Source organism: Leucobacter triazinivorans, assembly GCF_004208635.1.
GTDB lineage: Bacteria > Actinomycetota > Actinomycetes > Actinomycetales > Microbacteriaceae > Leucobacter > Leucobacter triazinivorans.
On record NZ_CP035806.1, the window covers coordinates 2,657,671 to 2,684,099 of the forward strand.

General features: G+C 69.9%; 20 protein-coding genes. 16 read left to right on the plus strand and 4 right to left on the minus strand.

Annotation, left to right across the window (positions count from 1 at the left end; translation table 11 throughout):
* Nucleotides 1-94 precede the first annotated feature (94 nt).
* Together EVS81_RS11970 and EVS81_RS11975 are read right to left on the minus strand one after the other, a co-directional pair.
* Entirely contained in the window at nucleotides 95-859 is a 765-nt protein-coding gene (locus EVS81_RS11970) for an HAD-IIB family hydrolase (protein WP_130110592.1), read from the minus strand.
* Between the two features lie 157 nt (nucleotides 860-1,016).
* Nucleotides 1,017-2,531: an aminotransferase class I/II-fold pyridoxal phosphate-dependent enzyme gene (locus tag EVS81_RS11975; RefSeq protein ID WP_130110593.1), complete on the minus strand. Its 1,515-nt coding sequence runs from the start codon at nucleotides 2,529-2,531 to the stop codon at nucleotides 1,017-1,019.
* 227 nt (nucleotides 2,532-2,758) lie between these two features.
* Between EVS81_RS11975 and mftD the strand changes: the two genes are divergently transcribed.
* The 4 genes from mftD (at nucleotide 2,759) to EVS81_RS11995 (ending at nucleotide 8,148) form a co-directional block, all read left to right on the plus strand.
* Nucleotides 2,759-3,943 (plus strand): pre-mycofactocin synthase MftD, encoded by a 1,185-nt coding sequence (mftD, locus tag EVS81_RS11980; RefSeq protein WP_130110594.1) that lies wholly within the window; start codon nucleotides 2,759-2,761, stop codon nucleotides 3,941-3,943.
* A 34-nt stretch (nucleotides 3,944-3,977) separates the two neighbouring features.
* The gene (locus EVS81_RS11985; RefSeq protein ID WP_165384258.1) at nucleotides 3,978-5,435 is read left to right on the plus strand and encodes a GMC family oxidoreductase; all 1,458 of its coding nucleotides are present in this window, start codon (nucleotides 3,978-3,980) and stop codon (nucleotides 5,433-5,435) included.
* An 11-nt stretch (nucleotides 5,436-5,446) separates the two neighbouring features.
* Nucleotides 5,447-6,748 (plus strand): aspartate aminotransferase family protein, encoded by a 1,302-nt coding sequence (locus tag EVS81_RS11990; protein ID WP_130110596.1) that lies wholly within the window; start codon nucleotides 5,447-5,449, stop codon nucleotides 6,746-6,748.
* Between the two features lie 155 nt (nucleotides 6,749-6,903).
* Entirely contained in the window at nucleotides 6,904-8,148 is a 1,245-nt protein-coding gene (locus tag EVS81_RS11995) for an ABC transporter substrate-binding protein (RefSeq protein ID WP_240739833.1), read from the plus strand.
* Nucleotides 8,149-8,268: 120 nt separating this feature from the next.
* On the opposite strand, the gene EVS81_RS12000 is transcribed toward EVS81_RS11995, so the two are convergent.
* Nucleotides 8,269-9,399 (minus strand): amidohydrolase family protein, encoded by a 1,131-nt coding sequence (locus EVS81_RS12000; RefSeq protein WP_130110597.1) that lies wholly within the window; start codon nucleotides 9,397-9,399, stop codon nucleotides 8,269-8,271.
* A 267-nt stretch (nucleotides 9,400-9,666) separates the two neighbouring features.
* Here EVS81_RS12000 and EVS81_RS12005 point away from each other — a divergent pair, with 267 nt between their 5' ends.
* The 11 genes from EVS81_RS12005 (at nucleotide 9,667) to tyrS (ending at nucleotide 22,621) form a co-directional block, all read left to right on the plus strand.
* Nucleotides 9,667-10,389, plus strand: coding sequence for an ABC transporter ATP-binding protein (locus EVS81_RS12005; protein ID WP_130110598.1), 723 nt, complete (start codon nucleotides 9,667-9,669; stop codon nucleotides 10,387-10,389).
* Nucleotides 10,390-10,394: 5 nt separating this feature from the next.
* Nucleotides 10,395-11,138 (plus strand): ABC transporter ATP-binding protein, encoded by a 744-nt coding sequence (locus EVS81_RS12010; RefSeq protein ID WP_130110599.1) that lies wholly within the window; start codon nucleotides 10,395-10,397, stop codon nucleotides 11,136-11,138.
* A gap of 2 nt (nucleotides 11,139-11,140) precedes the next feature.
* A complete protein-coding gene (locus tag EVS81_RS12015; protein WP_130111451.1) occupies nucleotides 11,141-12,016 on the plus strand; it encodes a branched-chain amino acid ABC transporter permease in 876 nt (291 codons plus the stop codon).
* On the plus strand, nucleotides 12,013-13,059 hold the full coding sequence (locus EVS81_RS12020; protein ID WP_130110600.1) for a branched-chain amino acid ABC transporter permease: 1,047 nt from the start codon (nucleotides 12,013-12,015) through the stop codon (nucleotides 13,057-13,059). Before EVS81_RS12015 ends, EVS81_RS12020 begins: the two co-directional genes overlap by 4 nt.
* Nucleotides 13,052-13,933, plus strand: a complete 882-nt coding sequence (locus EVS81_RS12025) for a MurR/RpiR family transcriptional regulator (RefSeq protein ID WP_130110601.1) — start codon at nucleotides 13,052-13,054, stop codon at nucleotides 13,931-13,933. The genes EVS81_RS12020 and EVS81_RS12025 overlap by 8 nt, the downstream gene beginning before the upstream one ends.
* 22 nt (nucleotides 13,934-13,955) lie before the next feature.
* Nucleotides 13,956-15,272 carry a type I glutamate--ammonia ligase gene (locus EVS81_RS12030; RefSeq protein WP_130110602.1) on the plus strand — a complete coding sequence of 439 codons (1,317 nt, stop codon included), beginning with the start codon at nucleotides 13,956-13,958 and terminating at the stop codon, nucleotides 15,270-15,272.
* Nucleotides 15,273-15,311: 39 nt separating this feature from the next.
* Nucleotides 15,312-16,505 (plus strand): M20 metallopeptidase family protein, encoded by a 1,194-nt coding sequence (locus EVS81_RS12035; RefSeq protein ID WP_130111452.1) that lies wholly within the window; start codon nucleotides 15,312-15,314, stop codon nucleotides 16,503-16,505.
* Between the two features lie 30 nt (nucleotides 16,506-16,535).
* Nucleotides 16,536-17,462, plus strand: a complete 927-nt coding sequence (argF, locus tag EVS81_RS12040) for an ornithine carbamoyltransferase (protein ID WP_130110603.1) — start codon at nucleotides 16,536-16,538, stop codon at nucleotides 17,460-17,462.
* Entirely contained in the window at nucleotides 17,459-18,934 is a 1,476-nt protein-coding gene (gene argH / locus EVS81_RS12045; RefSeq protein WP_420813217.1) for an argininosuccinate lyase, read from the plus strand. The genes argF and argH overlap by 4 nt, the downstream gene beginning before the upstream one ends.
* A 1,011-nt stretch (nucleotides 18,935-19,945) precedes the next feature.
* Complete coding sequence (locus EVS81_RS12050) at nucleotides 19,946-21,244, plus strand: nucleoside recognition domain-containing protein (protein ID WP_338034599.1); 1,299 nt, start codon at nucleotides 19,946-19,948, stop codon at nucleotides 21,242-21,244.
* Nucleotides 21,245-21,307: 63 nt separating this feature from the next.
* A complete protein-coding gene (gene tyrS / locus EVS81_RS12055; RefSeq protein ID WP_276319065.1) occupies nucleotides 21,308-22,621 on the plus strand; it encodes a tyrosine--tRNA ligase in 1,314 nt (437 codons plus the stop codon).
* 139 nt (nucleotides 22,622-22,760) lie between these two features.
* On the opposite strand, the gene EVS81_RS12060 is transcribed toward tyrS, so the two are convergent.
* On the minus strand, nucleotides 22,761-23,492 hold the full coding sequence (locus tag EVS81_RS12060) for a polyprenol monophosphomannose synthase (RefSeq protein WP_130110606.1): 732 nt from the start codon (nucleotides 23,490-23,492) through the stop codon (nucleotides 22,761-22,763).
* 150 nt (nucleotides 23,493-23,642) lie between these two features.
* Between EVS81_RS12060 and secA the strand changes: the two genes are divergently transcribed.
* Nucleotides 23,643-26,381 carry a preprotein translocase subunit SecA gene (secA, locus tag EVS81_RS12065; RefSeq protein WP_130110607.1) on the plus strand — a complete coding sequence of 913 codons (2,739 nt, stop codon included), beginning with the start codon at nucleotides 23,643-23,645 and terminating at the stop codon, nucleotides 26,379-26,381.
* Nucleotides 26,382-26,429: the final 48 nt, after the last annotated feature.

The window sequence follows — 26,429 nt, forward strand, 5'->3', positions numbered from 1 at the left end:
GCAGCGGTTCCCGCTGATCGAGCGAGCGCAGAGAGTCGAGATCTCGGGTCGGGATCCCCGTGGTTTCGACTCGCTGCGCTCGCGCAACCGTTCGCTATGCCGCGAGCAGCCGCTCCAGGAACGCGGCCGTGTCCTCCCACCCCGAGACCTCGTGGCAGGGCACGCCGAGCGCCTTCACCGGGTAGTCGTTGCCGTCGGGATCGAGCCGATCGCCGACGAACAGCATCTCGTCGAGCGGGATGCCCGTGTGCGCCTCGAGCTTGCGCATGCCGTAGGCCTTGTCGATGCCCCGTCTCGTGATGTCGACCGAGGTGGAGCCTCCGCTGCGCACCTCGAGTTCGGGGAGCCTTGCGGCGACCGCGGCCCGCAGTGCGCTCTTCTTGGCTCCGTCGGGATCCCACGCCTGCTTCACGTCGACGGGAGCGCGCTGGCCGAGCGCCGAGAACGTGACCTGGGATCCGCGATCCTCGAGGATCTCGCCCCAGGGATCCGGCTCCCACAGGCCCAGGCGCTCGGCCTCCTCGCGCAGAGCGGTGAGTGCCGCGTCGCATTCGGCGGGCGTCAGGTTCTCGCGGTAGACGGTGACCCAGCCGCCGCGCTCGCGGCGTTCGTAGCGGGTGCCGCAGGTGGGCAGCAGGTGCAGGCGCTCGAGTGCCGCCTCGTCGACGCCCTGCAGCGCGTCGAGCCGATCCACCAGCTGCGCCTCGAACTGCGCGAAGTTGCCGCCCGAGATCACCGCCACCGAGGTGTGCTCGAGCAGCTCGGCGAACACCGCGAGCATGCGCGGGTCGACCGGGGACTTCGAGGGGGCCAGGGTGTCGTCGAGGTCGAATGCGATGAGGCGGGGGATCGTGGGCACCCGACGATTCTCCCACAGTGCGTCGGCGGAACTCCTGGCTCGCCGGGCCGCCAGCCGCGCCGGCTCGGACCGCCGAGCGATCCCGGGCGATCCCGAGCGATCCCGGGCGCCCCGGCCGCCCCGACCGCACCGACCGCACCCCCGCCGGCCCGGAGGGTCAGCGGCGCCGGGCCCCGGGTTCCTCGGCCACCACGCGGAAGTGCGACAGCTCGGGGTCGAACGCCCCGCGGACGTACCCGATGGGCGAGGCGGCGACGGTCTGCAGGAAGTCGACGGTCTCCGCGGTGATCTCCTCCCCGGGGATGACATTGGGGATGCCCGGCGGGTAGGCGGCGAGCGAATCCGCCGAGACGCGGCCCGCGGCGTCGGCGGCGCGCACGATCTCGTGCCGCGAGAAGTAGGCGCTGCGCGGCCGCATCGCCATGCGCCCGGGGCGGGGGAGCGGGGGGAACTCCAGCACCGCCGGGTCGGGGGCGCCCGCTCGGTCGGCGATCGCGAAGAGCGCGCGGGCGAACCGCGCAAGATCGGGGTGCTTGCCCGGGCCGATGAACGCGACCACGGCGCGAGCGGTCGAGATCTCGAGGTGGATCCCGTACTCGGCGCCCAGGATGTCGCGCACGCGATGCCCGCTGAGGCCGGTGGTCGAGACGTCGATGGAGACCCGCAGCGGATCGTGGGCGACGATGTCGGGGAACGCGGAGAACCCGTCCGAGATGATCGCGTACCGGCCGTCGTCGCGGAGCGCGTCCCGCAGGCGCTCCACCGCGGAGAGCGTCTCGCCGATCAGCTCGCCGCCGTGCACGAGCGCGTGCCGGGCTACGTCGAGGGAGCCGAGCAGCAGAGCGCTCGCACTCGTCGACTGGGTGAGCATGTAGGCGCGGTCGAGCATCGGCTCCAGCGCATCGGCGAAGGGGCCGTCGCCGAGGTGGAGCATGGCCGACTGCGTGAGGCTGCCGCCGAGCTTGTGGGTGCTCGACACGGTGAGGTCGGCGCCCAGGCGGGCGGGCGAGTCGGGCAGGTCGGGGTGGAAGCCGAAGTGGGATCCCCAGGCGCCGTCCACCACGAGCGGGGCGCCGTGCCGGTGCGCCACCTCGGCGAGCGCGGCCACGTCGGCGACGGCGCCGAAGTAGCTCGGGGTGATGACGTAGACGGCGGCGACCCCGGTGCCGTCGCCCGTCGCCCGCTGCAGCGCGCGATCGAGCGATCGCGGGTCGATGCCGTGGTTGATCCCGCGCTCCGCGTCGATGCTGGGAAAGACGAAGCTGGGGATCAGATCGCCGAGCAGCACGCCGTCGGTGAAGCTCGAGTGCGCGCTGCGCTGCGCGATCACCGTGTCGCCCGTGTGCATGCCGGCGAGTGCGAGCGCGGCCATGCGGTTCGCCTGCGAGGCGCCGTTCGCGAGAAACCAGGTGCGGCGCGCTCCCCAGGCCTCGGCCGCGAGTCGCGTCGACTGCACGAACGCCGACTCGGGGCCGACGTCGATGCCGTCGATGAGCGGCGGAATGTCCATCGCGAGCGCGCGCTCGCCGCAGAACCGTCCCAGCTCGCTCGAGAGCCCGCTCGGAGTCGCCCCGTGACCCGGCACCATGAGGTTCACCGTGTCGCGCGCCGCCTGGGCGTCGAGCGCCGTGGCATACGGGGTCATCGTCTGATCGGGCTGGTGCTGCGACATCGCCGGACTCCATCGTTGAGGATTTCGCTGTGTTTTACGATTGTTACATTCCTGATGCATTGAAGCAAAATGTTTCTCTTGAAAACTTCTAACCGATCGTAGATAGTGGTGTGCAGGGCCCGTGATCTAACGCTGGTTAGAACCGGGTGGTGGCCCGAGCCGCCGCAGCATCGTCTCGAGAGGTGCCGGTTCGGAGGCGACATGGAATCAATGGAGATAGACACGACATGAGCACACGAGTCCCGTTCAAGAACCTGGCCGAAGCCGAGCGCCTCGCGAAGCGGCGGCTCCCCAAGCTGGTGTGGCTCGCCATCAAGGCGGGCAACGAGCAGGGGCTGACGCCGGCGGACAACGAACGCGCCTTCACCGAACTCGGCTTCTCGCCGACCGTGTTCGAGCGCCCGACGTCGTTCGACATGAGCACCTCCGTGATGGGCGTGGACCTCGACATCCCCGTCATCGTCTCCCCGGTCGGGGCGCAGGCGGTCCACCCCGGCGGCGAGGTGGCCGCGGCGCGCGCGGCGGCGCGCCAGGGCACGGCGATGGGTCTGAGCTCGTGGGCCACCGATTCGCTCGCCGATCTGCTCGCCGTCAACCCCGACGTCTTCTTCCAGCTCTACTGGGTCGGCTCCAAGGCCGATATCGAGAAGCGGGTGCTCGACGCCAAGGCGCAGGGCGCGAAGGGGCTGATCGTCACGCTCGACTGGTCGCACACCCCCCGGCGCGACTGGGGCGTGCCGCCCTCGCCGCCCGCGAACATGGGCCTCAAGACCATGCTGACCTTCGGCCCGTCGGCGCTGGCGCGACCCCGCTGGTTCTCGTCCTTCCTCGCGCACGGGCGCATCCCCGACGTGAAGGTCCCCAACCTCTGGGGTGCCGACAAGAGCGACATCCCGTCGTTCGGCACGGCCTGGGCCGAGTTCGAGCGCACCCCGGCGCCGAGCTGGGACGACGTCAAGTGGATCCGCGATCTCTGGGGCGGTCCGTTCATGGTGAAGGGTATCAACACGATCCGCGACGCCAAGCTCGCCGTCGATCTCGGGGCCGACGCGATCTCGGTCTCCAACCACGGCGGCAACAACATCGACGGCAGTCCCTCGCCCCTGCGCTATCTCCCCTACATCGTCGATGCGGTGGGCGACCAGGTCGAGGTCATGGCCGACGGGGGTGTGCGCCGCGGCTCCGATGTCGTGAAGACGCTCGCGCTCGGCGCCAAGGCGGTCTTCGTCGGCCGCGCCTACCTCTACGGGCTTGCGGTCTCGGGCGAGGCCGGCGTCTACGAGGTGCTCGACATCCTGCGCAACGGCATCAGGGAGACCCTCTACGGCATCGGGAAGAGCTCGATCCACGACCTGTCCCGTGACGACCTCATGGTGCTCAACAGCGACTTCTTCGTCCCCCCGACCCAGTAGTGCCGACCGCGAATGTTCGAAGGAGAAAATGCTCGTGACTGAAACCGTCATCGTCGTCGGAGCCGGCAGCGCCGGGTGCGTGGCCGCAGCCCGCCTCACGGAGGATCCCGACCGCACCGTCATCCTTCTGGAAGCCGGCGGAGACCGCGGCCACGACCCCGAGCTGCAGTCGCTGAACTGGATGGATGCGCTTGCGCACCGCGACGTCTTCTATCCGGATCTCTTCGCGACGAAGGTGCAGGGCGGCGAGTCCCGGCTCTATCAGCGGGGTCGCGGGGTCGGCGGATCGGCGTCGACCAATGCGATGCTCGCGCTGCCCGGCCTGCCGCAGGACTACGACGATTACGCGGAGCGCTACGGGCTGACGGAGTGGTCGTGGGCGCACGTGGAGCCCTGGTTCGCCAAGCTCAAGCCGATGCTCGTCCGTTCGACCGATGCGGAGCTGACCCCGGTCGACCGCGCACTGCTGCGCTCCGGCGGGGCCCTCGGGTTGCGCGACGACGTCGACGCCTACACGGCCGAGGACGGGAGCGCGCGGCTCTACCGCACGGCCGATCGGACGGGGCGGCGCTCATCGCTCGAGCTGTGGCTCGATCCGGCGCGGGATCGCGACAACCTGGTCGTCCGCCCGGACAGCCAGGTCGACCGACTGCTGCTCGACGGCGACCGGGTACGGGGCGTGCGGCTCGCCGACGGCGAGGAGGTGCACGGGGATCGCGTGATCCTCTGCGCCGGCGTGTTCGAGAGCCCCTGCATCCTCATGCGCAGCGGCCTGGATCGAGCGGGGCTCGGACAGGGCCTGCAGGATCACCCCGCGGCGTCCGTCTACGTCTCGCTGAAGCCGGAGTACCGCGAGACGAATCGGAGCGTGCCCTGCATCGGCTCGGTCATGCGTCTGTCGTCGTCGGTCGGCACCGGCGACCTCCACCTCCTGCCGCTCCACGGCGAGCTCATCTCGAGTGACCCGCCCGCGCACGGGCTCCTCATGGCCGCGGTCATGCGCACGCGCTCGCAGGGCTCGCTGCGGCTGAACCCCGAGCGCCCCCTCGCGCCCCCGATCGTCGATGAGGCGATGCTGACCCACCCGGACGACCGGCGGGCGATGCGGGAGGCGATCGCGGCCGTGGCTGCAGTGCTGGACGGCGAGGCCTTCTCCGAGATCGTCGAACAAGTCTTCATCGATGAGCGAGGCACCCCGATCGAGGTGCTGCAGGACGATGAGGCCTTCGACCGTTGGCTTTCGGCCTACGTGGGCGACTACTTCCACGCGGTGGGCACCGCGCGCATGGGGCGCGCCGACGATCCCGCCGCGGTGGTCGATCAGCTCGGCAACGTGCACGGTCTCGAGGGGGCGGCGGTCTGGGACGCGTCGATCCTGCCCGAAGTGCCGAGCGCCAACACCCATCTCCCCGTCGTGATGCTCGCCGAGCGTCTGAGCGCGGCCTATCGCAGCGGTTCGCTCGACTCGAGCGTCGCGGACGACGACCAATGAAAGGAACTTCGATGTCGAATGCAACACCCTCCGCCCGCCAGTGGGAGCACGCCAGGCGAGTCATCCCGCGCGGGGCGTCGTCCGGGCACCGGCTCGGGTGGACCCAGGTCTTCGTGCGGTCGCAGGGCGCCTATCTCTGGGACCAGGAAGGCAACCGCTACCTCGACTTCCTGAACGCCTGGGGGCCGATCGTGCTCGGGCACTCCGACGCTCGCGTCAACGAGGCCGTGCTCGCCGCCGCGAACACCTGCGATCTCACGGGCGTCGGCCCGCAGCTCGGCGAGATCGAGCTCGCCGAAAAGGTGTGCGAGCTCATGCCCTCGGCGGAGAAGGTGGTCTTCTGCACCTCGGGCACCGACGCCACGATGCACGCGGCGCACATCGCCCGCGCCGCCACCGGTCGCGTGAAGGTGCTCAAGTTCCACGGCAGCTACCACGGCTGGAGCGATCACGTGGCCGTCGGCGGGGCGCGCGCAGATCTCACGCGAGAGGCTCCGCTCGACACGGTCAACAGTGCGGGGCTCCACCCGGGGGTCACGGGCGACGTGGTGGTGGTCGAGTGGAACGACGCGGCCGGGCTGCGCGCCGCGTTCGAGCGCCACGGCGCCGAGCTCGCCGCGGCGTTCGCCGAGGGCTACGTGCACAGCTTCGGCTGCGTGGCGCCCGAGCCGGGCTTCCTCGAACTGCTGCGCGAGCTCTGCACCCGGCACGGCGTGCTGTTCGTGCTCGACGAGGTGAAGACGGGGTTCCGCGCCGCGCTCGGAGGCATCCAGTCGGTCAACGGAGTGGTTCCCGATCTCACCGCCTTCGGGAAGGCGATCGCCAACGGCTACTCGCTCGCCGGTCTCGCGGGCCGCGACGAGTTCATGGGGCACCTCGGCGCCTACACCCACGGCGAGGCGACGATCGACGGCACGTACAACGCCAACCCCTACGCGATCGCCGCGGCGAACGCGACGCTCGGGATCATGGAGCGGGAGGACACGATCTCGCGTCTCTACGCGCTGGGTGAGCGGCTGCGGACGGGATACGCGAACGCGATCGCCGAGACCGGGGTCGAGGCCGTGGTGACCGGAATCGGCTCGGAGTGGGCGGTCTACTTCCGCGGGGAGGCGCCGCGCAACTTCCGGGACACGATGGATGTGGACACGGACCGCTACGCCGCGTATCAGGCGTCCCTGTTGGCGCAGGGGGTGCTCGAGACGACGTCGGCCACGGGGGATCGGCGACTCAACGCCTCGACGACCGAGGAGGACATCGACCGAGCCGTCGAGGCGGCCCGCACCGCGTTCGCGGCGGCAGCGGCGGTCTGAGCGGGCCGCTTCCGAAGAGACGTCCGGATTCCGGTGCGCCGCACGGCGCACCGGGTGATCCGGCGTGCCCGAAGCGCCCTGCGGGCGGCTCGGGCGCACTGAACAGGTTCTATTCAACGAGGTATAGAAAGGCAGTGAGCACTATGAACGGGAATATGAGAGGACTGCGCGGGGTCGCAGCGGCGGGTGCCGCGCTCCTGCTCGTCGCGACGGCCGGATGCTCGTCGTCCGGGAGCGGCGGCGGAGAGGGCGACGCGGGCGGCGAGGAGATCACGATCGGGTTCGCGCTCTCGCAGAGCGGCAACATGGCCGGCTTCGATGCCGAACCCGGGGCCGCGGCACAGCTGGCGGTGGAGCAGATCAACGCCGACGGCGGGATCGAAGGGAAGCAGATCCGGGTGATCCAGAAGGATGTCGCGTCGGATCCCGAGACCGTCGGCGTGGTCGCGCAGGAGTTCCTGCAGGAGGGGGTCGACCTCATCGTCACCCCCTGCGACTTCGATCTGAGCTCCCCGGCGCTCATCGCGGCCCAGTCGGCCGAGGTGCCCGCGATCTCCATCTGCGCGGGCGACCCCAAGACCGCCGACCTCACCACGATCGGCGATTTCAGCTTCACGGCCAACGCGGGATCCGACGTCGAGGGCTCGACGGGGGCCTCGTGGGCGTTCGACCAGGGCTGGGAGAACGCCTACCTGCTGCAGGACGAGAGCATCGAGTACACGAAGTCGGCGGGCGCCTACTTCGCGGGCGCCTTCGAGGCGCTCGGGGGCACGATCGTCGGCACCGACAGCTTCCCCGGAGGCGACAACATCGACGTGAGCGCGCAGATCTCGAGCATCAAGGCGCTGCCGGAGGAGCCCGATTTCATCTACGTGGCCAGCTGGAACCCGGCGGGCGCGACGGCGATGAAGCAGATCCGCGAGGCCGGCATCGACGTGCCGCTCGTCGGCCCCAACGCGCTCGACGGGCAGACGCTGCTCGACATCCTCGGCGGCGCCAGCGACGTCTACTACACGGCTTTCGCGTGCTACGAGTACTGCTCCGGCGCGGCGACGCAGGAGGATCTCGACGCCTTCGTGGCCGACTTCACCGAGAGCAGCGGATCCGGGCCGTCGAGCTCGTACGCGCTGCTCGGCTACAACATGATGCTGGCGATCCAGAACGCGCTGACCGGCGCGGATACGGAGTCGGGTGCGAGCCTGCGCGACGCGCTGCAGTCGGCGGGCCCCGTGGACACGCCGATCGGCGAGATGACCTACTTCTCGGACACGTGCCACAAGATCATCGACTTCCCGATGTCGATCGTGAACGTGACCGACGGATCCGCGAGCTTCGTCGAGCAGCACACCGCTGCGATCGTGCCGGATCTGGGCGACGGCAACCCCTGCTCCGCGTCCTGACGGCGGGCGGTGCGGGTCCCGGGGAGCGTTCCCCGGGACCCGCACCCGTTTCCCGGCGCAGCCCGGGGCCGCCCCTCCGGCGCAGCCCGGGGCCGCCCCTCCGGCGCAGCCCGGGGCCGCTTACCGGGCGTAGACCCGGCGCGCGTTCCCCTCGCACACCAGCCGCGCCACGCGAATCGCCTCCTGCGCGCTCCACTCGTCTGCGTCGACGAACTCCTGCAGCGCGATCGCGAGCCCTCGGCGCCAGAGCCGCGCGCCGAGGAGGTGCAGCTCGGGCACGCCCCACGCGTCGCTCGAGTAGAGCAGCTTGCCGAACGGCGCGAGTTCCAGGCCCTCCCTGATGATGGCGCTGGAGGCCGCGCCGGAGTAGTTGATGCCGAGGCCGAGGTCGAAGTAGACGCGGGGGAACACCTGGGCCAGGTACCCGGCTTCGCGATGGTAGGGGTAGCAGTGCAGCAGCATGATCGGCGACGCGGAATCCGGCAGGAGCCGCAGCCAGGGCATGAGCAGCGCCGGATTGCAGCGCCAGAGGTCGAGATCGGCGTCGCCGTAGCCGACGTGGAGCTGCACCGGCAGGCCGGTGTCGACGCCGCACCAGAGGAGGAAGCGCAGCACCGTGGGATCGTCGATGCGCTCCCGGCCGCCGGGCCCGAGCGCGTCCACCGCGGCGACTGTCTCGGCGTCGCTCGGGCGCTGCGGTGCGAAGTCGAAGCCGAAGCGGTAGGCGATGATGCTCTTGAACCCCGCGGCCGAGCCGCGCACCGCGTCCAGTGCGCGCCGGAACGCGTCCGGGAAGTGCTCGGCCGCGATCCCCGAGCGCAGCAGCTCCTCGGCGGTCGATTCGAGGCGGACGATCTCGTGCACCTCGTGGTCGGCCAGCTCGGCGAACTCGGCGTTCGTTGCGAGCTCGGTCTCGCCGCCGACCGTGCCCGTGTCGATCAGCGAGGCCGAGACCCCGCTCGCGCGCAGCAGGCGGCGCGCGACTTCCCGGTGCCCGAGGAGACCGCGCTGCTCGAGATAGCGCCCCGGCTCCGCGTGCCGGGGCAGGTCGAGCAGGGGCGCGCAGTGCCGGCGCAGTGCGAAGCCGACCTGCGAGTCGAGATGGCTCGTGCCGGCGGGCGCCGGCAGCGAGGACTCGGTGAGCAGCAGCTCGAACTCCGCGTCGGAGGGATCCCGCTGCAGCACGCTGTGCACATGGTGATCGACGAGGGGGAGCCGCTCGATGCGGTCTCGGAGCGTGGGAGGGGTCACGGATCTCTCCAATCGGCGGGACGCGTCCGCGTTCGAACAAAGTGATAGAAAAATTGATGTTGTGTTGTAAATGTAACGTACGATACTCTTTTCGCAGGATGTACTTCTTGTTACATTTGCTTCATGTATTCAAGAGCATGTTACCTCTGCTAGGTGATAGCTCGAGGATCGGAACGGCCCGATCCGGCAATGGAATGGAGACCGCATGATGATGTGTGGGACACCCGGGCGACTCTGCCCGCATCGCCCGAATCGGGGTGACGACCGATGACCGATCAGGCGCTCGTGCTGGAGCACGGGGGAATGCACTTCGACGGCGTGAGAGCGGTCGACGATGTCAGTCTGCGCCTCGAGCCCGGTGAGGTGCTGGGATTGATCGGGCCGAACGGCTCCGGCAAGACGACGACGCTGAACATGCTGAGCGGCGCTCTGCGCCCGTCGGCGGGCCGCATCCTGCTCGACGGCGCGGACGTCACGCGGAAGTCGCTGCGGCATCGGGCTCGCGCCGGTCTCGTCCGCACCTTCCAGAGCGTCAAGGTATTCGGTCGGCTGACCGTCGAGGAGAACATCGAGGCCGCCGCGCTCGGAGCCGGAATGCGGCGCCGCGAAGCGCGCCGGGTGGCCGTCGAGACGATCGAGGAGCTGGGGCTCGGCGCCCTCGCGGAGCTGCGCGCCGACGCGGTGCCCGCCGGCCAGGTGCGCAGCGTCGGCATTGCGCGCGCCATCGCGCTGCGCCCCCGCTACCTCCTGCTCGACGAGCCGGCCGCGGGGCAGAACGAGGCGGAGGCGCTCGAGCTCATCCGCATCATCGCCTCCTTCGCCCGCGAGCGCGGCCTCGGCGTGCTCCTCGTCGAGCACGACATGACCGTGGTCATGGGCACCTGCGATCGTCTGCACGTGCTCGACAGCGGGCGCACCGTCGTCTCCGGTGATCCGGAGGCGATCCGCAAGGACCCGCAGGTCATCGAGATCTACTTCGGAAAGGAGTGACGACCGTGTCCACACTCGACGTGCGAGACCTGTTCGTCCGCTACGGCAAGTCGATCGTCGCCGTGCAGGGCGCCTCGATCGAGGTGCGCGAGGGCGAGATCGTCTCCCTGCTGGGCCAGAACGGCGCCGGCAAGTCCACGATCCTGAAAACGATCGCCGGGATCGTCGCGCCGCTGTCCGGGAGCATCGCCTACGGCGACGTCGACCTCACCGCCAAGGGCGCATCCCGCATCTCCGCCGGCATCGCCTACGTCCCCGAGGATCGCGGGGTCTTCGCCTCGCTCAGCGTCGGCGAGAACCTGCGGCTCGGAGCGGTCTCCCGCCGCGACCGCCAGGAGATCGACGCCGACGTCGAAGCCCAGCTCGAGCGCTTCCCGATCCTCCGCAAGTACTGGAGCCGGGGCGCGAGCCTGCTCTCGGGCGGCGAGCAGCAGCAGCTGGCGATCGCACGCGCCCTCATGATCCGCCCCCGCCTTCTCCTGCTCGACGAGCCCACGCTCGGCCTCGCCCCGATCATCGTCGACCTCATCTTCGACGTCGTGCAGCAGTTGAACGCCGAGGGGGTCACCGTTCTGCTCGTCGAGCAGAACGCGGTGCGCTCCATCGCCATCTCCGATCGCTCCTACGTGATCCAGGCCCCGGGCCGAGTGCTCGGCAGCGGAGACGCGCGGCAGCTCGCCGCGAACGACGAGGTCGTCGAGTATCTGGGCTTCTCGCCGCTCGGCGACGCGACGGAACGGGGGCAGTGATCATGTGGATCCAACTGATCGTCGACATGCTCGGACTGGGGACCTTCTACGCGCTGCTCACGCTCGGCATCGCGCTGCTCTTCGGCATCCTCGGCCTCATGAACTTCGCCTACGGCGAGACCATCATGGCCGCCGCCGTCGTGCTGCTCGTGCTCAAGGACTCCCCGTGGTGGGTGAGCTGGCCCCTCGCGATCATCGCTGCGGTGGTCGTGTCGGTGCTCACCGAGCGGGTCGCGTTCCGCTCGCTCCGCAACGCGGACCCGGTCACGCTCATGATCGCCTCGTTCGCCGTGAGCGCCGCGCTGCAGGCGATCGCGCGCATGACCGCGCTCCCCAAGGTGCAGGGCGTTCCGCCGCAGCCCTTCCTGCAGCACTCCTTCACGCTCTTCGGCGCACGCATCAGCATGCTCCAGGTTCTCACCCTCGCGCTGAGCGCGGCGATGATCGCACTGCTCGCGATCGTGATGCAGCGCACGAGCCTCGGGGTGCAGCTGCGAGCCGCTGCCGAGGACTTCGAGATGGCGAAAGTGCTCGGCGTGCGGGGCTCCTTCGTGATCATGAGCGCCTTCGCGATCTCCGGCGCGATCGCCGCAGTTTCGGCCATCGTCCTCGTGGCGAAGCAGGGGGCGGTGGGTGCCGAGATGGGCCTGCAGCCGCTCCTGATCGGCGTCGTCGGGGCGGTCGTCGGAGGGATGCGCAGTCTCAAGGGGGCCGCCCTCGGCGGGCTCCTGCTCGGCATGGCCACGGTACTGCTCGAAACGTTCCTGCCGACCGACCTGATCGCGTTCCGGGATGCCTTCCTCTACGCGGCGGTCATCGGAATCCTCGTCATCCGGCCCCAGGGCCTGCTCTCCGGTGTGAAGGTGCGTGTGTCATGAATCTATTCCGTCGAAACCGCACGCAGGTGCTCGCCACCGGAATCGTGCTCGTCGCCATCGTGGGGGCCGTCGCGCTGATCGGCGCCGTCACCGACCCCATCATCGAGCGGGTCGCCGTCGGCAGCCTGGTCTCGGTCGTCGTCGTGCTGGGCATGTCGATCTACTCGGGCAACTCGGGCATCATGTCCTTCGGTCACGTCGCGTTCATGGCGGTCGGCGCGTACACCACCGCCTACCTCACGATCCCGCCGGCACTCAAGCAGACCATGTTCTCGAGCCTGCCCGAGCCGCTCGCATTCCTCATCGAGGTCGAAGCCCCGTTCCCCGTCGTGCTCCTCGTCTCGGCGGTGTGCGCCGCGCTCTTCGCGCTGCTCACCGCGCCGGCCATGGGGCGGCTGAGCGGCCTGCAGTCGGGTATCGCCACGCTCGCCCTGCTCGTCATCACCTTCACCGTCATCAATTCCTGGACCGCGGTGACCCGGGGATCCTCGGCCATGATCGGCCTGCCGAAGCTGACCACGCCGCTCGTCGCATTCGTCTGCGCGGGTCTCGCGATCGTCGTGGCGCTCTGGTACAAGAACAGCCGCAGCGGCCTGCAGCTGCGGGCCTCGCGCGAGGATCCGGAGGCTGCGCTCGCCTCCGGGATCGCGGTCGGCCGCCACCGCGCGACCGCCTGGGTGCTCAGCGCCGCGGTGAGCGGAGCCGGCGGGGCGCTCTACGCGGCGTTCCTCACCACCTTCTCGTCGCGCACATTCTTCCTCTCGCTGACCTTCGGCTTCATCGTGATGATCGTGATCGGCGGCTACCTCTCGACGAGCGGCGCCGTCATCGGCGCGGTCTCCATCAGCGTCCTGCAGGAGGTGCTGCGGCGTCTGCAGGACGGCCAGTTCACCGGAGGATTCGCGCTGCCCGGCGGGGTGACGGACCTGGTGCTCTCGGCGATCCTTATCCTGGCTTTGATCACGGCACCGACCGGACTCATGGGAATCCGAGAGCTCGGCCTGCCGCAACGTCGAAGGAAGCAGGATCTGGCACATGGATGAATCACTGACGCTCGCAGAGGTGCTGAAGAAGTCCTACGAGCAGTTGAGCCCGGCCGAGAAGCGCGTCTCGCGCGCGCTGCTCGCGGACTACCCCGTCGCCGGGCTCGCACCCGTGAACCGGCTCGCCGATCGCGCCAACGTGAGCGCGCCCACCGTGCTCCGGCTGCTGTCGAAGCTCGGGATCGGCTCGTACCCCGACATGCAGAAGCTGCTGCACGGCGAGATCGCGGCCCGGACCTCCTCACCCGCGACGATGTACGGGGAGCCGGAGGCCACGCGCAACGGGGCGGTCGAGCACTCGCAGCGGGTGATCGAGCAGGGCATCGCGGCGACCCTCTCGGGGCTCGCCATGGAGGACTTCGACGCGATCGTCGAACTGCTCGCCAACACCAAGCGCCGAGTCTGGACGACGGGCGGCAGATTCAGCCGCCTGCTCGCCGAGTACCTCTCCATGCACCTGCGCCATCTGCGGCCGAGCGTCACCCACGTTCCGACCTCTCAGCAGGAGCGCGCCTTCGCGCTGCTCGACATCGGGGCGAAGGACGTGGTGGTGGCCTTCGACTACCGGCGCTACCAGGAGCCCACTGTCGCATTCATGCGGCAGGCCAAGGCGCAGAAAGCGGCCACGGTGCTCATCACCGATCCCTGGCTGTCGCCGGCGGCGAAGCACTCCGACTATCTCCTCTCGAACGCCGTCGTCGCTGCCTCTCCCTTCGACTCGATCACGCCGGGCTTCGCCCTCGTCGAGACGCTCATCGCGTCGCTCGTCGAGGCGCTCGGCACGGACCCGGTCGAACGGGTGCGCCGCTACGACGGCATCGAGGATTTCCTCAACGACCACAGCATCGACGGCACCGCAGCCGGCGACGCATGACAGCCAGCAAAGGATAGACCACATGACAACGCCCATCGCCGCAATCCTCACCTCGGATCTCGTGGGCCAGGTGCGCGGGCGCGCCTTCCCCGCGGACGAGATCGACGACTACGCGCGTTCGGGCTCGGGATGGGTGCCCGCGAATCTGGCGCTGGACCCCTTCGGCCGCATCATCGTGCCGAACCCGTTCGGTTCGATCGGGGACCTCAGGATCATGCCGGATCCGGCGACCCGGGCCGCGGTCGCCAATGAGACGGGCGGGCAGCCGGTCACCGCGATGCTGGGCGACCTCGTGAACCCCGACGGCACGCCCTGGGACTGCTGCCCCCGCACCTTCCTGCGCGACGCCGTGCGCGACCTGGAGGAGGAGACCGGTCTGCGCGTCATCTCCTCGTTCGAGCACGAGTTCATGCTGCGCGACGACGATCGCGTTCCCGGGCGGAAGCCGTTCTCGCTCGAGTCGCTCCTCACCTATGAACCGCTCGGATCGAACGTGCTGCAGGCATTGCGCGATGCGGGACTCGAGCCGGAGATGTGGCTGCCCGAGTTCGGCGACCGTCAGTGGGAGGTGACGCTCGCCCCGGCGCCGGCCCTGCAGGCTGCGGACCGCGCGATCCTGCTGCGCGAGATCGTGCGCAGCGTCGTGCGCGCGGCGGGGGAGCGCGCCACCTTCAGCCCGATCGTCGAGCGCGACGGCGGCGGCAACGGCGTGCACATCCACCTGAGCTTCATCGACCGCGAGGGCACCCCCGTGGCCTACGACCCGTCGCGCCCGGGCGGCCTGTCCGCCGTGGCGGGATCCTTCGCCGCGGGTGTGCTCCGGCACGCCACCGCGTTCCAGGCGCTCACGGCCTCGTCCGGCGTCTCCTACGAGCGGCTCGCACCGGGGCGCTGGAGCGTCGGCGGGCTGTTCCTCGGCGAGAACAACCGCGAGGCGCTGCTCCGGATCTGCCCGCTCTTCGACACCCCCGGCGCCGACCATCGCAAGCAGTTCAACCTCGAGTACCGGGGCGCCGACGCCACCGCGAATCCGTGGATCGCGCTGGGGGTGCTCATCCGCGCCGGGCTCGAGGGCGTGCGCGCTGCGCTCCCCGCGCCGGAGGTCGTCTCGGGCGACCCCGCAGAGCTCTCGGAGCAGCAGCTCGCGGCCGCGACGCACGGCCGGATGCCGTCGTCTCTCGGGGAGGCGCTCGACGAGCTCCAGGCCGACGAGACGGTGACGTCGTGGCTGCCGCCGCGGCTCCTCGAGACCTTCCTGACGGTGAAGCGCGCCGAGCTCGCCTGGCACGGATCGCTCTCGGAACCGGAGCGGTACCGGGTCTATGCCGAAGCGTATTGAGTCGCCGTGGAACAGGGGAGGTGAGCAACGATGACGGACATGATGACTGACCCGTGGGACCGATTCTTCGCAGCGGTGGCCGAGGAGATCCCCGAAGCGCTGCAGCTGCGCCGTCAGCTCCATCGCGCGCCCTGCATCTCGGGCGAGGAGGGGCCGACGCGCGATCTGGTGCTGCAGGCGCTCGGCTCGCCCGAGTGGGATCCGGTCGCCGACACCGGAGGGCTCGTGCGCATCGGACCGAGCGATGGCCCGGCGATCGCACTGCGCGCGGAACTCGATGCGCTGCCGATCCTCGAGGAGACGGGGGCCGCGTTCGCGTCGACGAACGGCGCGATGCACGCGTGCGGTCACGACGTGCACATCGCTGCGGCGGTGGCTGTGGCGCGCGCCGCGCAGCGGGTGGCGCTGCCGGTCGCGCTGCTGCTGATCCTCCAGCCGCGCGAGGAGGCCTACCCTTCGGGTGCACGCGACATCTGCGAGAGCGGCCTGCTCGAGCAGCACGGGGTGCGCGAGGTCTTCGGAGCGCACGTGCACCCGCGGGTGCCCGCCGGTGGCATCGCCATCGGCGAGGGTGCGGTGAATGCGGCGGCCGACGAGTTCGGCATCGCGGTGCGGGGGATCGGCGGGCACGCCGCCTACCCGCACCACGCGCGCGATCCGATCGTCGCCCTGGCGGCCGTGATCGGCGCGATGCAGATGATCCTCAACCGCAGGATCGATCCGATGCATCCGGCGGTGCTCTCCTTCGGCACGATCCATGCGGGGAGCGCGGCGAACGTGATCCCCTCCGAGGCGCGCGCCCGCGGCTCGATGCGCACCATGCACCCGCGCGATCGGGCGTTCCTGCACACCGAGATCCCGAGAGTCGCATCCGAGGTCGCCGCGGCGCACGGGTGCAGTGCGGAGGTGGAGATCATCTCCGGCGAACCCGTGCTCTACAACCACCCCGAGATGTCGCGCTCGCTCATGCGGGCGCTCGAGGGTCGCGCCGTGCGGGTCGTCGAGCCGATGCGATCGTGCGGGGCAGACGACTTCTCGTATTACACGGAGCGTCTGCCGGGGGTCATGATGTTCGTCGGCGTCGCGCGGAGCGAGCACGAGCCGGCGCTGCACACCTCTGCCTTCCTGCCCGGTGACGAGGCGGTCTCGGACATCGCCATGGCCTACGCGATCTCGGTGCGCACCGCCTTCGGCATCGGCGTGGGCGCGGGCAGCGGAGCGGAGGCCGCGTGAGGCGCGCGTCGCGCGGACTACACTGGTTCCGTGATCCGACACTTTCTGCGCGACGATGATCTCAGCCCGTCCGAGCAGCGCGAGGTCCTCGACCTCGCCGCGGCGCTGAAGGCCGACCGCTTCGCACGACGTCCGCTCGACGGGCAGAAGACCGCGGCGGTCATCTTCGACAAGACCTCCACGCGCACGCAGGTGAGCTTCTCGGTCGGCGTCGCCGACCTCGGGGGAAACCCGCTCATCATGGACTCGAAGAATTCGCAGATGGGCGGCAAGGAATCGATCTCCGACACCGCCAAGGTGCTCTCGCGCATGGTCGAGCTGATCGTGTGGCGCACCTATGCGCACGCCGGGCTCGAGGAGATGGCCGCCGCCGCGAGCGTGCCGGTGATCAATTCGCTGAGCGACGACTTCCACCCGTGCCAGATCCTCGCCGATCTGCAGACCATCCGGGAGCGCAGGGGGGAGCTCGCCGGGCTCACCGCCACCTACGTGGGCGACGCCGCCAACAACATGGGGCACTCCTATCTGCTCGGCTTCGCGACCGCGGGCATGCACATCCGCGTCGCCGGCCCGGCCGGCTTCCACCCGCGCGAGGACATCGTGGCCGACGCGACGCGCATCGCCGCCGAGACCGGCGGCAGCGTCACGATCCTCACCGACCCGGTGGAGGCGGTGCGCGGCGCCGACGCCGTCATCACGGACACCTGGGTCTCGATGGGGCGCGAGGACGAGAAGGCCGAGCGGATCGCCACCTTCGGCGCCTACCGCGTGACGCCCGAGCTCATGGCGCACGCCGCCGCGGACGCGATCTTCCTGCACTGCCTGCCGGCCTACCGCGAGTACGAGGTGGCCGCCGAGGTGATCGACGGGCCGCAGAGCGTGGTGTGGGACGAGGCGGAGAACCGCGTGCACGCGCAGAAGGCGCTGATGGCCTGGCTGCTGGAGGAGAGCAAGTGACTGAGAATACGCACGATCGAGCGGGCGACGAGACCGGCGATGCGACCGGCGACGACACCGGCAACCGCGCCGCAGAGGCGGGCGCGCTGTGGGGTGGGCGCTTCGCGAGCGGCCCGTCGCCGGCGCTCGCCGCGCTGAGCAAGTCGACCCAGTTCGACTGGGTGCTCGCGCAGTACGACATCCGCGGCTCGAAGGCGCACGCCTCGGCGCTCGCCGCAGCCGGGTACCTGACCGCCGACGAGCTGCGCGACATGCGCGCGGCGCTCGATGAGCTCGCGGCGCGCGTGGCCGACGGGCGCGCGCTGCCCGCCGAAGACGACGAGGACGTGCACTCCGCCCTCGAGCGCCTGCTCATCGAGATCACGGGCGTGCAGCTCGGGGGCAAGCTGCGCGCGGGGCGCAGCCGCAACGACCAGATCGCCACCCTGGTGCGGCTCTACCTGCTCGACCACGCGGCGATCATCCGGACCCGCCTGCTCGAGCTGCTCGACGCCATCGCCGAGCAGGCGCGCAGGCACCCCGACGCGATCCTGCCCGGCCGCACCCACCTGCAGCACGCGCAGCCGGTGCTGCTCGCCCACCAGCTGGCGGCCCACGCCTGGCCGATCGTGCGCGACCTCGAGCGCCTCCGAGACTGGTCCCGGCGCGCGAGCGCATCGCCCTACGGCGGGGGAGCGCTCGCGGGCTCCTCGCTCGGTCTCGATCCGCGCCTCGTCGCCGCCGAACTCGGTCTCGGCGATCCGCTCGAGAACTCGATCGACGGCACCGCGGCGCGCGACGTCGTCGCCGAGTTCTCCTTCATCTGCGCCCAGATCGGCATCGACCTCTCGCGCCTCAGCGAGGAGATCATCCTCTGGAACACCAAGGAGTTCGGGTTCGTGCGCCTGCACGACGGGTACTCGACGGGTTCGAGCATCATGCCGCAGAAGAAGAACCCCGATATCGCCGAGCTCGCGCGGGGCAAGTCGGGGCGCCTCATCGGCAACCTCACCGGCCTGCTCACCACGCTCAAGGGGCTGCCGCTCGCCTACAACCGCGACCTCCAGGAGGACAAGGAGCCCGTCTTCGACTCGGTGCAGCAGCTCGAGGTGCTGCTGCCGGCCTTCACCGGCATGGTCGCCACGATGAGCTTCGACACCTCGCGCATGGCCGAGCTCGCGCCGCAGGGCTTCTCGCTGGCCACCGACGTGGCCGAGTGGCTGGTGAAGCAGGGCGTGATCTTCCGCGATGCGCACGAGATCTCGGGCGAGCTGGTGCGGTACTGCGAGGAGCGCGGGATCGAGCTGCACGAGCCCTCTGACGCCGAGCTGGCCTCGGTCTCGGAGCACCTCACGCCTGAGGTGCGCGAGGTGCTGACGATCGAGGGGTCGGTGAACTCGAGGATCGGCGCCGGCGGCACGGCGCGCGTACGGGTTGCCGAGCAGCTCGACCGCCTCGCCGAGCGCATCGCCGAGTTCCGGGCGTCTGCGTAGGGAGGGGCCTGCGCGCCGAACCGGCCGCCGTCGGGCGTGCGGAGTCGCGCCCCGGCGTGCGGTGCGGCGTCGCGCCCCGGCATCCGGTGCGGGGTCGCGCCCCGGCATCGCGCCCCTGCGTTTGGTGCGGGGTCGCGCCCCGGCGTCGCGCCCATGCGTTTGGTGCGGGGTCGCGCCCCGGCATCGCGCCCCTGCGTCCGGTTCGGGGTCGCGCCCCTGCGTCCGGTTCGGGGTCGCGCCCCGGCGTCGCGCGTCAGTAGCACGGATTCACCGTGCGACACGCGCATTTTTGCGGTTCTGCGTGTTCCACGGTGAATCCGTGCCGCTGGCTGCCGGCGGCGTGAGCGCCACCACGACCCCGGGCGCGAGGCTACCGGCGGCGTGAGCGCCACCACGACCCCGGGTGCGAGGCTACCGGCGGCGTGAGCGCCACCACGACCCCGGGGCGCGAGCCTGCCCCGCACGCCCCGGCCCGCCCCCGCCCCGCCCCCGGGCGCGAGCCCGCCCTGCCCTCGCCCGCCCGCTCGCTCCCGCTCGCGCCCGCCCGCCCGCGCCCGCGCGTGCGCCCCGGCGTCGCGCCCATGCACCGCGCGTCAGCAGCACGGATTCACCGTGCGACACGCGCATTTTTGCGGTTCTGCGTGTTCCACGGTGAATCCGTGCCGCTGGCTGCCGGCGGCGTGAGCGCCACCACCACGACCCCGGGCGCGAGGCTGCCCCGCCTGCCCCGCTCGCCCTCCCGTCGCGCGTCAGTAGTCGTCGCCAAACCGCAGCCGAGGCAGCATCTTCTGGCGCGCGTCGAGGTGTTCGGCCGGGTCGGCGGGCTCCTCGGCCGGCTCGGAGGCCACTGACGGGGGCGTCGGCGGGGCAGATGAGAAGATCCGGAATCCCGGACAGGGGAGGTGTGTCGGCCAGGGCGCGAGGAGGGTGCGTCTTGCAGGATAGGAATCCAGTGATACTCGATGAAGAGGATTATGGAAGCCTATGGAAGCGCTGCGAGAATTCAGGCCGGTGAAACGAAGGGCCGGCGTGTGGAGATTCTTCGTCTTCAGCGGGTTGGGCGCATTCGTGTTCTTCGTCCCAGTGACGCTCGCCGGCACGAGTACCATCGTGTTGGATCACCTGGTGAGCGCGATTCGCGTCCAGGCGGCCCCCGTTGTCCCCTGGATCATCCTGGCGCTCATCGCACTCGGAACCGTTCGGCCGTTCCTTCGCGCAACCTGGCGCCAGAACCCAGTGCGACTGGTCTTCGCCCTCCTGAACGTGTGCGGCCTGGCGGTCGCCGTGCTCATGCTGTTCCCCGCCCTCGCGCCGGGCTGGTTGATGGCCGACGACCTCGCCCCGTTCCTCTGGGACAAGCTGGTGATCCCGGTGGGGCTCATGATCCCGGTGGGCGCGGTGTTCCTCGCCCTGCTGGTCGGCTACGGACTGATGGAGTTCGTCGGAGTCCTCGTGCAGGGGTTCATGCGTCCGATCTTCCGCACTCCCGGCCGGGCGGCGGTCGACGCGGTCGCATCGTTCGTCGGCAGCTACTCGCTGGGGCTCCTCATCACCAACCGGGTCTACCGCGAGGGGAAGTACACGGCTCGCGAGGCGGCGATCATCGCGACAGGCTTCTCGACGGTGTCGGTGACCTTCATGATCGTGGTCGCGAAGACCCTCGGGCTGATGGACCATTGGCTGCTGTACTTCACCACGACACTGGTCGTGACGTTCGTCGTCACCGCCCTGGTCGTCAGGATCCCGCCGCTGTCACGTATCCCGCAAGCGGTGTTCCCCGGCGCCGCGGTCCGGCTCGAGGAACCGGTGGCCCGTTCCCGGCTGCAAGCGGCCTGGCGGGAGGCGCGGCTCGCGCTCGATCGCACCCCGGGACTCTGGCGCAACGTGTACGACAACCTGAGGGACGGCGTGGTGATGGCCGGGTCGATCCTCCCGTCCATCCTCTCGGTCGGACTCCTGGGGCTCATCGTGGCGAAGTTCACCCCGGTGTTCGACTGGCTCGGGTGGATCATCGCGCCAGTGGCCTGGGGAACCGGAATGGACGATCCGCCCCTCGTCGGCAAGGCAGTGGCGCTCGGGCTCGTCGAGATGTTCCTCCCGGCGACCCAGGTCGCCGATGTGGAGTCGCTCCCCACACGCTTCGTCGTCGGGGTGGTGTCGATCGCGGGCATCATCTTCTTCTCGGCGATGGTGCCGTCGATCCTCGCCACAGACATCCCGATCCGGATGCGGGAGTTGGTCATCATCTGGTTCGAGCGTGTGGTGCTCACGATGGTGCTCGCGGCACCCGTCGCGCACCTGCTGCTCTGACACCGGCGAGGCGCGCTCGACCGGCGAGCGCCCACTCGGGTCAAGAGCGGTACGATGGCAGGCGTGTCAGTAGCAGATGAACGCACCGAGATCCTGTCCGCCCAGCGCAACGACGACAGCTTCGAGACCCTGTGGGACGAGCTGGAGTGGCGCGGGCTGATCCACGTGTCCACCGACGCGGGCGCGCTGTCGGAGCTGCTCGAGGGAGACCCGTTCACCTATTACTGCGGCTTCGATCCGACCGCCCCGAGCCTGCACCTCGGCAACCTCGTGCAGCTGCTGGTGCTGCGCCGCCTTCAGCTCAAGGGCCACAAGCCGCTTGGGCTCGTCGGTGGATCCACCGGCCTCATCGGCGATCCTCGCCCCACCGCGGAACGCACCCTCAACAGCCGCGACACCGTGGCCGAGTGGGTGACGCGCCTGCAGGGCCAGGTGACGAGGTTTCTCTCGACCGAGGGCGAGAACGCGGTGCGCCTGGTCAACAACCTCGACTGGACGGCGCCGCTCAGCGCCATCGACTTCCTGCGCGAGGTCGGCAAGCACTTCCGCGTGGGCACCATGCTCAAGAAGGACGCGGTCGCCGCGCGTCTCAACTCGGATGAGGGCATCAGCTACACCGAGTTCAGCTACCAGATCCTGCAGGGCTACGACTTCCTCGAGCTCTACCGCCAGTACGACTGCCGTCTGCAGTCGGGCGGCAGCGACCAGTGGGGCAACCTGACGAGCGGCACCGACCTCATCCGCAAGGTGGAGGGCCAGGCGGCGCACGCCATCGGCACACCCCTCATCACGAACTCCGACGGCTCGAAGTTCGGCAAGAGCGAGGGCAACGCCATCTGGCTCGATCCGGAGATGTGCTCGCCGTACACCTTCTACCAGTTCTGGCTCAACCAGGCCGACGCCGACGTGATCGCGCGGCTCAAGGTGTTCACGTTCCTGTCTCGCGCCGAGATCGAGGAGTACGAGCGCCAGGTGGCCGAGGAGCCGTTCAAGCGCGCGGCGCAGAAGCGGCTGGCGCTCGAGGTGACCGCGCTCGTGCACGGTGCCGCGGCGGCGCAGGGCGCGATCGACGCCTCCGAGGCGCTCTTCGGGCGCGGCGACCTCGCAGCCCTCGACGAGGCGACCCTGCGGGGCGCGATCTCGGAGCTGCCGCAGGCGGCGGGATCGGTGGGCGCTCCGCTGGCCGAGCTGCTGGCCGAGTCCGGGCTCGTGGCGAGCCGCGGCGAGGCGCGACGCGCGATCAAACAGGGCGGCGTGTACGTGAACAACGCGCCGGTCGACGACGAGGATCGCGTGATCTCGGGCGACGACCTGCTGCACGGCCGCTACGCCGTGCTGCGCCGGGGCAAGAAGGCGCTCGCGGGCTTCACCGCGTGAGCGGCCGAGACGGCCGGTCATCCTGCGCGGAGTGAGCTTGCGAACGGAGTCGCAGGATCTCAGTGGGGGATCCTGCGACTCCGGATCGTTCCTCGCCTCTGCGCAGGATGACCGGACTGGAGCGTGAGCGGGAGGCGGCTCAGCGCCCGCCGAAGCGCAGCCGCCACCCCCAGCGCAGCACGTTGCCGAGCGCCTCGAGCACGATCCCGAGGCTCATCTTCGAGCGACCGTCCACGCGCTCGACGAAGGTGATGGGCACCTCCACGATGGGGAGGCCGAGCCGCTCGAAGGTCCACGCGGTCTCCACCTGGAAGGCGTAGCCCTGCGAGTCGACGGCGTCGAGGTCGAGGTGCACGACGCAGCGCGCGTCGATCGCGCGGAATCCGCTCGTGAGGTCGCGCAGCCGCGAGCGCAGCGCGATCCGCGCCACCCGGGTGCCCGTGCGCGACACCCAGCGGCGGTACCAGGGCCAGCCGACGATCCGCCCGCCCGGAACCCAGCGGGCGCCGATCGCGACGCCGCGATGGGCGCGCGCGGCGGCGACGAGGCGCGGCAGATCGGCGGGCAGGTGCGAGCCGTCGGCGTCCATCTCGACCACCACCCGGTACCCCTCCGCGATCGCCCACCTGAACCCCAGCACATAGGCCGTGCCGAGTCCGAGCTTCGCTCCGCGGTGATGCACGAAGAGTCCGTCGAGGCCGAGCGCGAGCTCATCGGCGATGCGTCCCGTGCCATCCGGGCTGCCGTCGTCGATCACCAGGATGTCGGCGTCGGGCAGGTGGGCGCGCACCCCGGCCACGGCGGCCGGCAGGGTCTCGCGCTCGTTGTAGGTGGGCAGGACCACGAGAACCTCGGCGGGGCGCTCGCGCATCACGATCCTCGATCCTCACGATCCTGGCATCTCCCCAGCCGGGCACGGAGCGCACCTTGCTAAGCTGGGGCGTTGTCACAATTCGGCAACGGCGGTGACCCGGATCTGACGCGGGTGGACCCACCGAGCAAACCCTACAGGAGAGACAACGTGGCGACAGTTCTCGAGAAGCTCCTTCGCGTCGGCGAAGGCCGCACCCTGAAGAAGCTCCAGCGGCAATCGAAGCTCGTGGCCGAGCTCGAGGATTCGTTCGCGGAGCTCAGCGACGAGGAGCTGCGGGGCGAGACCGACGAGTTCCGGGAGCGCCTCGAGAAGGGCGAGACCCTCGACGATCTGCTGCCCGAGGCCTTCGCCGCGGTGCGCGAGGCGGCGAAGCGCACGATCGGCCTGCGCCCCTTCGACGTGCAGGTCATGGGCGGCGCCAACCTGCACCTCGGCAACATCTCCGAGATGAAGACCGGTGAGGGCAAGACCCTCGTCGCCACCATGCCGGCCTATCTCAACGCGCTCGCTGGCAAGGGCGTGCACGTGGTCACGGTCAACGACTACCTCGCCAGCTACCAGAGCGATCTCATGGGGCGCGTGTTCCGCGCCCTGGGCATGACGACCGGCTGCATCGTCGCGGGTCAGGATCCCGCCACACGACGCCAGCAGTACAACGCCGACATCACCTACGGCACGAACAACGAGTTCGGCTTCGACTACCTGCGCGACAACATGGCCTCCGATGCTTCGGAGCGCGTGCAGCGCGGCCACTTCTTCGCCGTCATCGACGAGGTCGACTCGATCCTCATCGACGAGGCGCGCACCCCGCTCATCATCTCCGGACCGTCCTCGGGCGAGGCCAATCGCTGGTTCGCGGAGTTCGCCCGCATCGCGCGCAAGCTCGAGCCGGGCGCCGACTACGAGGTCGACGAGAAGAAGCGCACCATCGGCGTGCTCGAGCCCGGCATCGAGAAGGTCGAGGATCACCTCGGGATCACCAACCTCTACGAGTCGGTGAACACGCCGCTCATCTCCTTCCTCAACAACTCGATCAAGGCCAAGGCGCTCTTCACGCGCGACAAGGACTACGTCGTGCTGAACGGCGAGGTGCTCATCGTCGACGAGCACACGGGCCGCATCCTCGCCGGGCGCCGGTACAACGAGGGCATGCACCAGGCCATCGAGGCCAAGGAGGGCGTGCAGGTCAAGGCCGAGAACCAGATGCTCGCCACCGTGACGCTGCAGAACTACTTCCGGCTCTACGAGAAGCTCTCGGGCATGACGGGCACCGCCGAGACCGAGGCCGGCGAGTTCATGTCGACCTACAAGCTCGGCGTCGTGCCGATCCCCACCAACAAGCCCATGCAGCGCAAGGACCAGCCCGACCTCGTCTACAAGAACGAGGAGGCCAAGTTCGCGCAGGTGGTCGAGGACATCGCCGAGCGGCACGAGAAGGGCCAGCCCGTGCTCGTGGGCACCACGAGCGTCGAGAAGAGCGAGTACCTCTCCCGCCTGCTCGCGAAGAAGGGCGTGCGGCACGAGGTGCTGAACGCGAAGAACCACGCGCGCGAGGCCGCGATCATCGCGCAGGCGGGTCGCCTCGGCGCCGTGACCGTGGCGACCAACATGGCCGGCCGCGGCACCGACATCATGCTCGGCGGCAACGCCGAGTTCCTCGCGGTGCAGGAGATGACCGCCCGGGGCCTGTCGACCGATGAGGATCCCGAGGCCTACGAGGCCGCATGGGACGACGTGTTCGACGCCGTCAAGGAGACGGTCGCCGAGGAGGCCGAGAAGGTCGTCGCCGCGGGCGGCCTGTACGTGCTCGGCACGGAACGGCACGAGTCGCGACGCATCGACAATCAGCTGCGCGGCCGCTCCGGCCGTCAGGGCGATCCGGGCGAGAGCCGCTTCTACCTCTCGCTCGCCGACGACCTTATGCGCCTCTTCAACTCGGGTGCCGCCGCCGCGCTCATGAACCGCGATGGATTCCCCGACGACCTCGCCATCGAGTCGAAGGTCGTCACGCGCGCCATCCAGAGCGCGCAGAGCCAGGTCGAGCAGCGCAATGCCGAGATCCGTAAGAACGTGCTGAAGTACGACGACGTGCTCGACCGCCAGCGCAAGGCGATCTACAGCGACCGCCAGCAGATCCTCGACGGCGAAGAGATCCAGCCGCGCATCTCGGCGTTCCGGGAGCAGACGATCGACGCGATCCTCGACTCCCACGGACACGACGGCGACTGGGACTTCGACGCGCTCTGGAGCGACCTGCGCCAGGTCTACCCGGTGGGCATCACCGTCGACGAGCTGCTCGCCGAGACCGGCGGATCCCGCGTCGATCGCGCCTTCCTGCGCCGCGAGATCCTTTCCGACGCCGAGGTCGCATACCAGAATCGCGAGGAGACCCTCGGGGAGGAGGCCATGCGCGAACTCGAGCGCCGCGTGGTGCTCGCCACCATCGATCGCCGCTGGCGCGACCACCTCTACGAGATGGAGTACCTCAAGGAGGGCATCGGCCTGCGCGCCATGGCCCAGCGCGATCCGCTCGTCGAGTACCAGCGCGAGGGCTTCACCATGTTCGAGGGCATGATGGGGCAGATCAAGGAGGAGTCGATGGGACTGCTCTACAACCTCGAGGTGAAGGTGCGACCGGCCGAGGGGCCGCAGGATCACGTGCACCTCGAGGGCGGCGGCCTCGAGCAGCAGCAGGTGCCGGATCAGTCCAAGCTGAGCTACAGCGCCCCCGATGAGGACGGTGCGCCCGCGGTGAGCGGGGCTCAGGACGCCGCAGCTGCGAACGCTGCGCAGGCTCCGCAGAAGCGCGGGGCGTTCGGGCAGCAGGTGCCGGACGAGGCGGGCGCGGGCAACCGCGCCGAGCGCCGCGCGAACAAGAAGAAGTAGTCACACCGCACTGACCGTGATCCGCACCGGCGGAGCAACTGGGAGACA

Excerpts from the sequence above, each read along its gene's own strand:
- EVS81_RS11975 (WP_130110593.1), bottom strand. The coding sequence starts at position 2,531 with ATGTCGCAGCACCAGCCCGATCAGACGATGACCCCGTATGCCACGGCG.
- mftD (WP_130110594.1), top strand. The coding sequence starts at position 2,759 with ATGAGCACACGAGTCCCGTTCAAGAACCTGGCCGAAGCCGAGCGCCTC.
- EVS81_RS11990 (WP_130110596.1), top strand. The coding sequence starts at position 5,447 with ATGTCGAATGCAACACCCTCCGCCCGCCAGTGGGAGCACGCCAGGCGA.
- EVS81_RS11995 (WP_240739833.1), top strand. The coding sequence starts at position 6,904 with ATGAGAGGACTGCGCGGGGTCGCAGCGGCGGGTGCCGCGCTCCTGCTC.
- EVS81_RS12005 (WP_130110598.1), top strand. The coding sequence starts at position 9,667 with ATGACCGATCAGGCGCTCGTGCTGGAGCACGGGGGAATGCACTTCGAC.
- EVS81_RS12015 (WP_130111451.1), top strand. The coding sequence starts at position 11,141 with ATGTGGATCCAACTGATCGTCGACATGCTCGGACTGGGGACCTTCTAC.
- EVS81_RS12020 (WP_130110600.1), top strand. The coding sequence starts at position 12,013 with ATGAATCTATTCCGTCGAAACCGCACGCAGGTGCTCGCCACCGGAATC.
- EVS81_RS12025 (WP_130110601.1), top strand. The coding sequence starts at position 13,052 with ATGGATGAATCACTGACGCTCGCAGAGGTGCTGAAGAAGTCCTACGAG.
- EVS81_RS12030 (WP_130110602.1), top strand. The coding sequence starts at position 13,956 with ATGACAACGCCCATCGCCGCAATCCTCACCTCGGATCTCGTGGGCCAG.
- EVS81_RS12035 (WP_130111452.1), top strand. The coding sequence starts at position 15,312 with ATGATGACTGACCCGTGGGACCGATTCTTCGCAGCGGTGGCCGAGGAG.
- EVS81_RS12060 (WP_130110606.1), bottom strand. The coding sequence starts at position 23,492 with ATGCGCGAGCGCCCCGCCGAGGTTCTCGTGGTCCTGCCCACCTACAAC.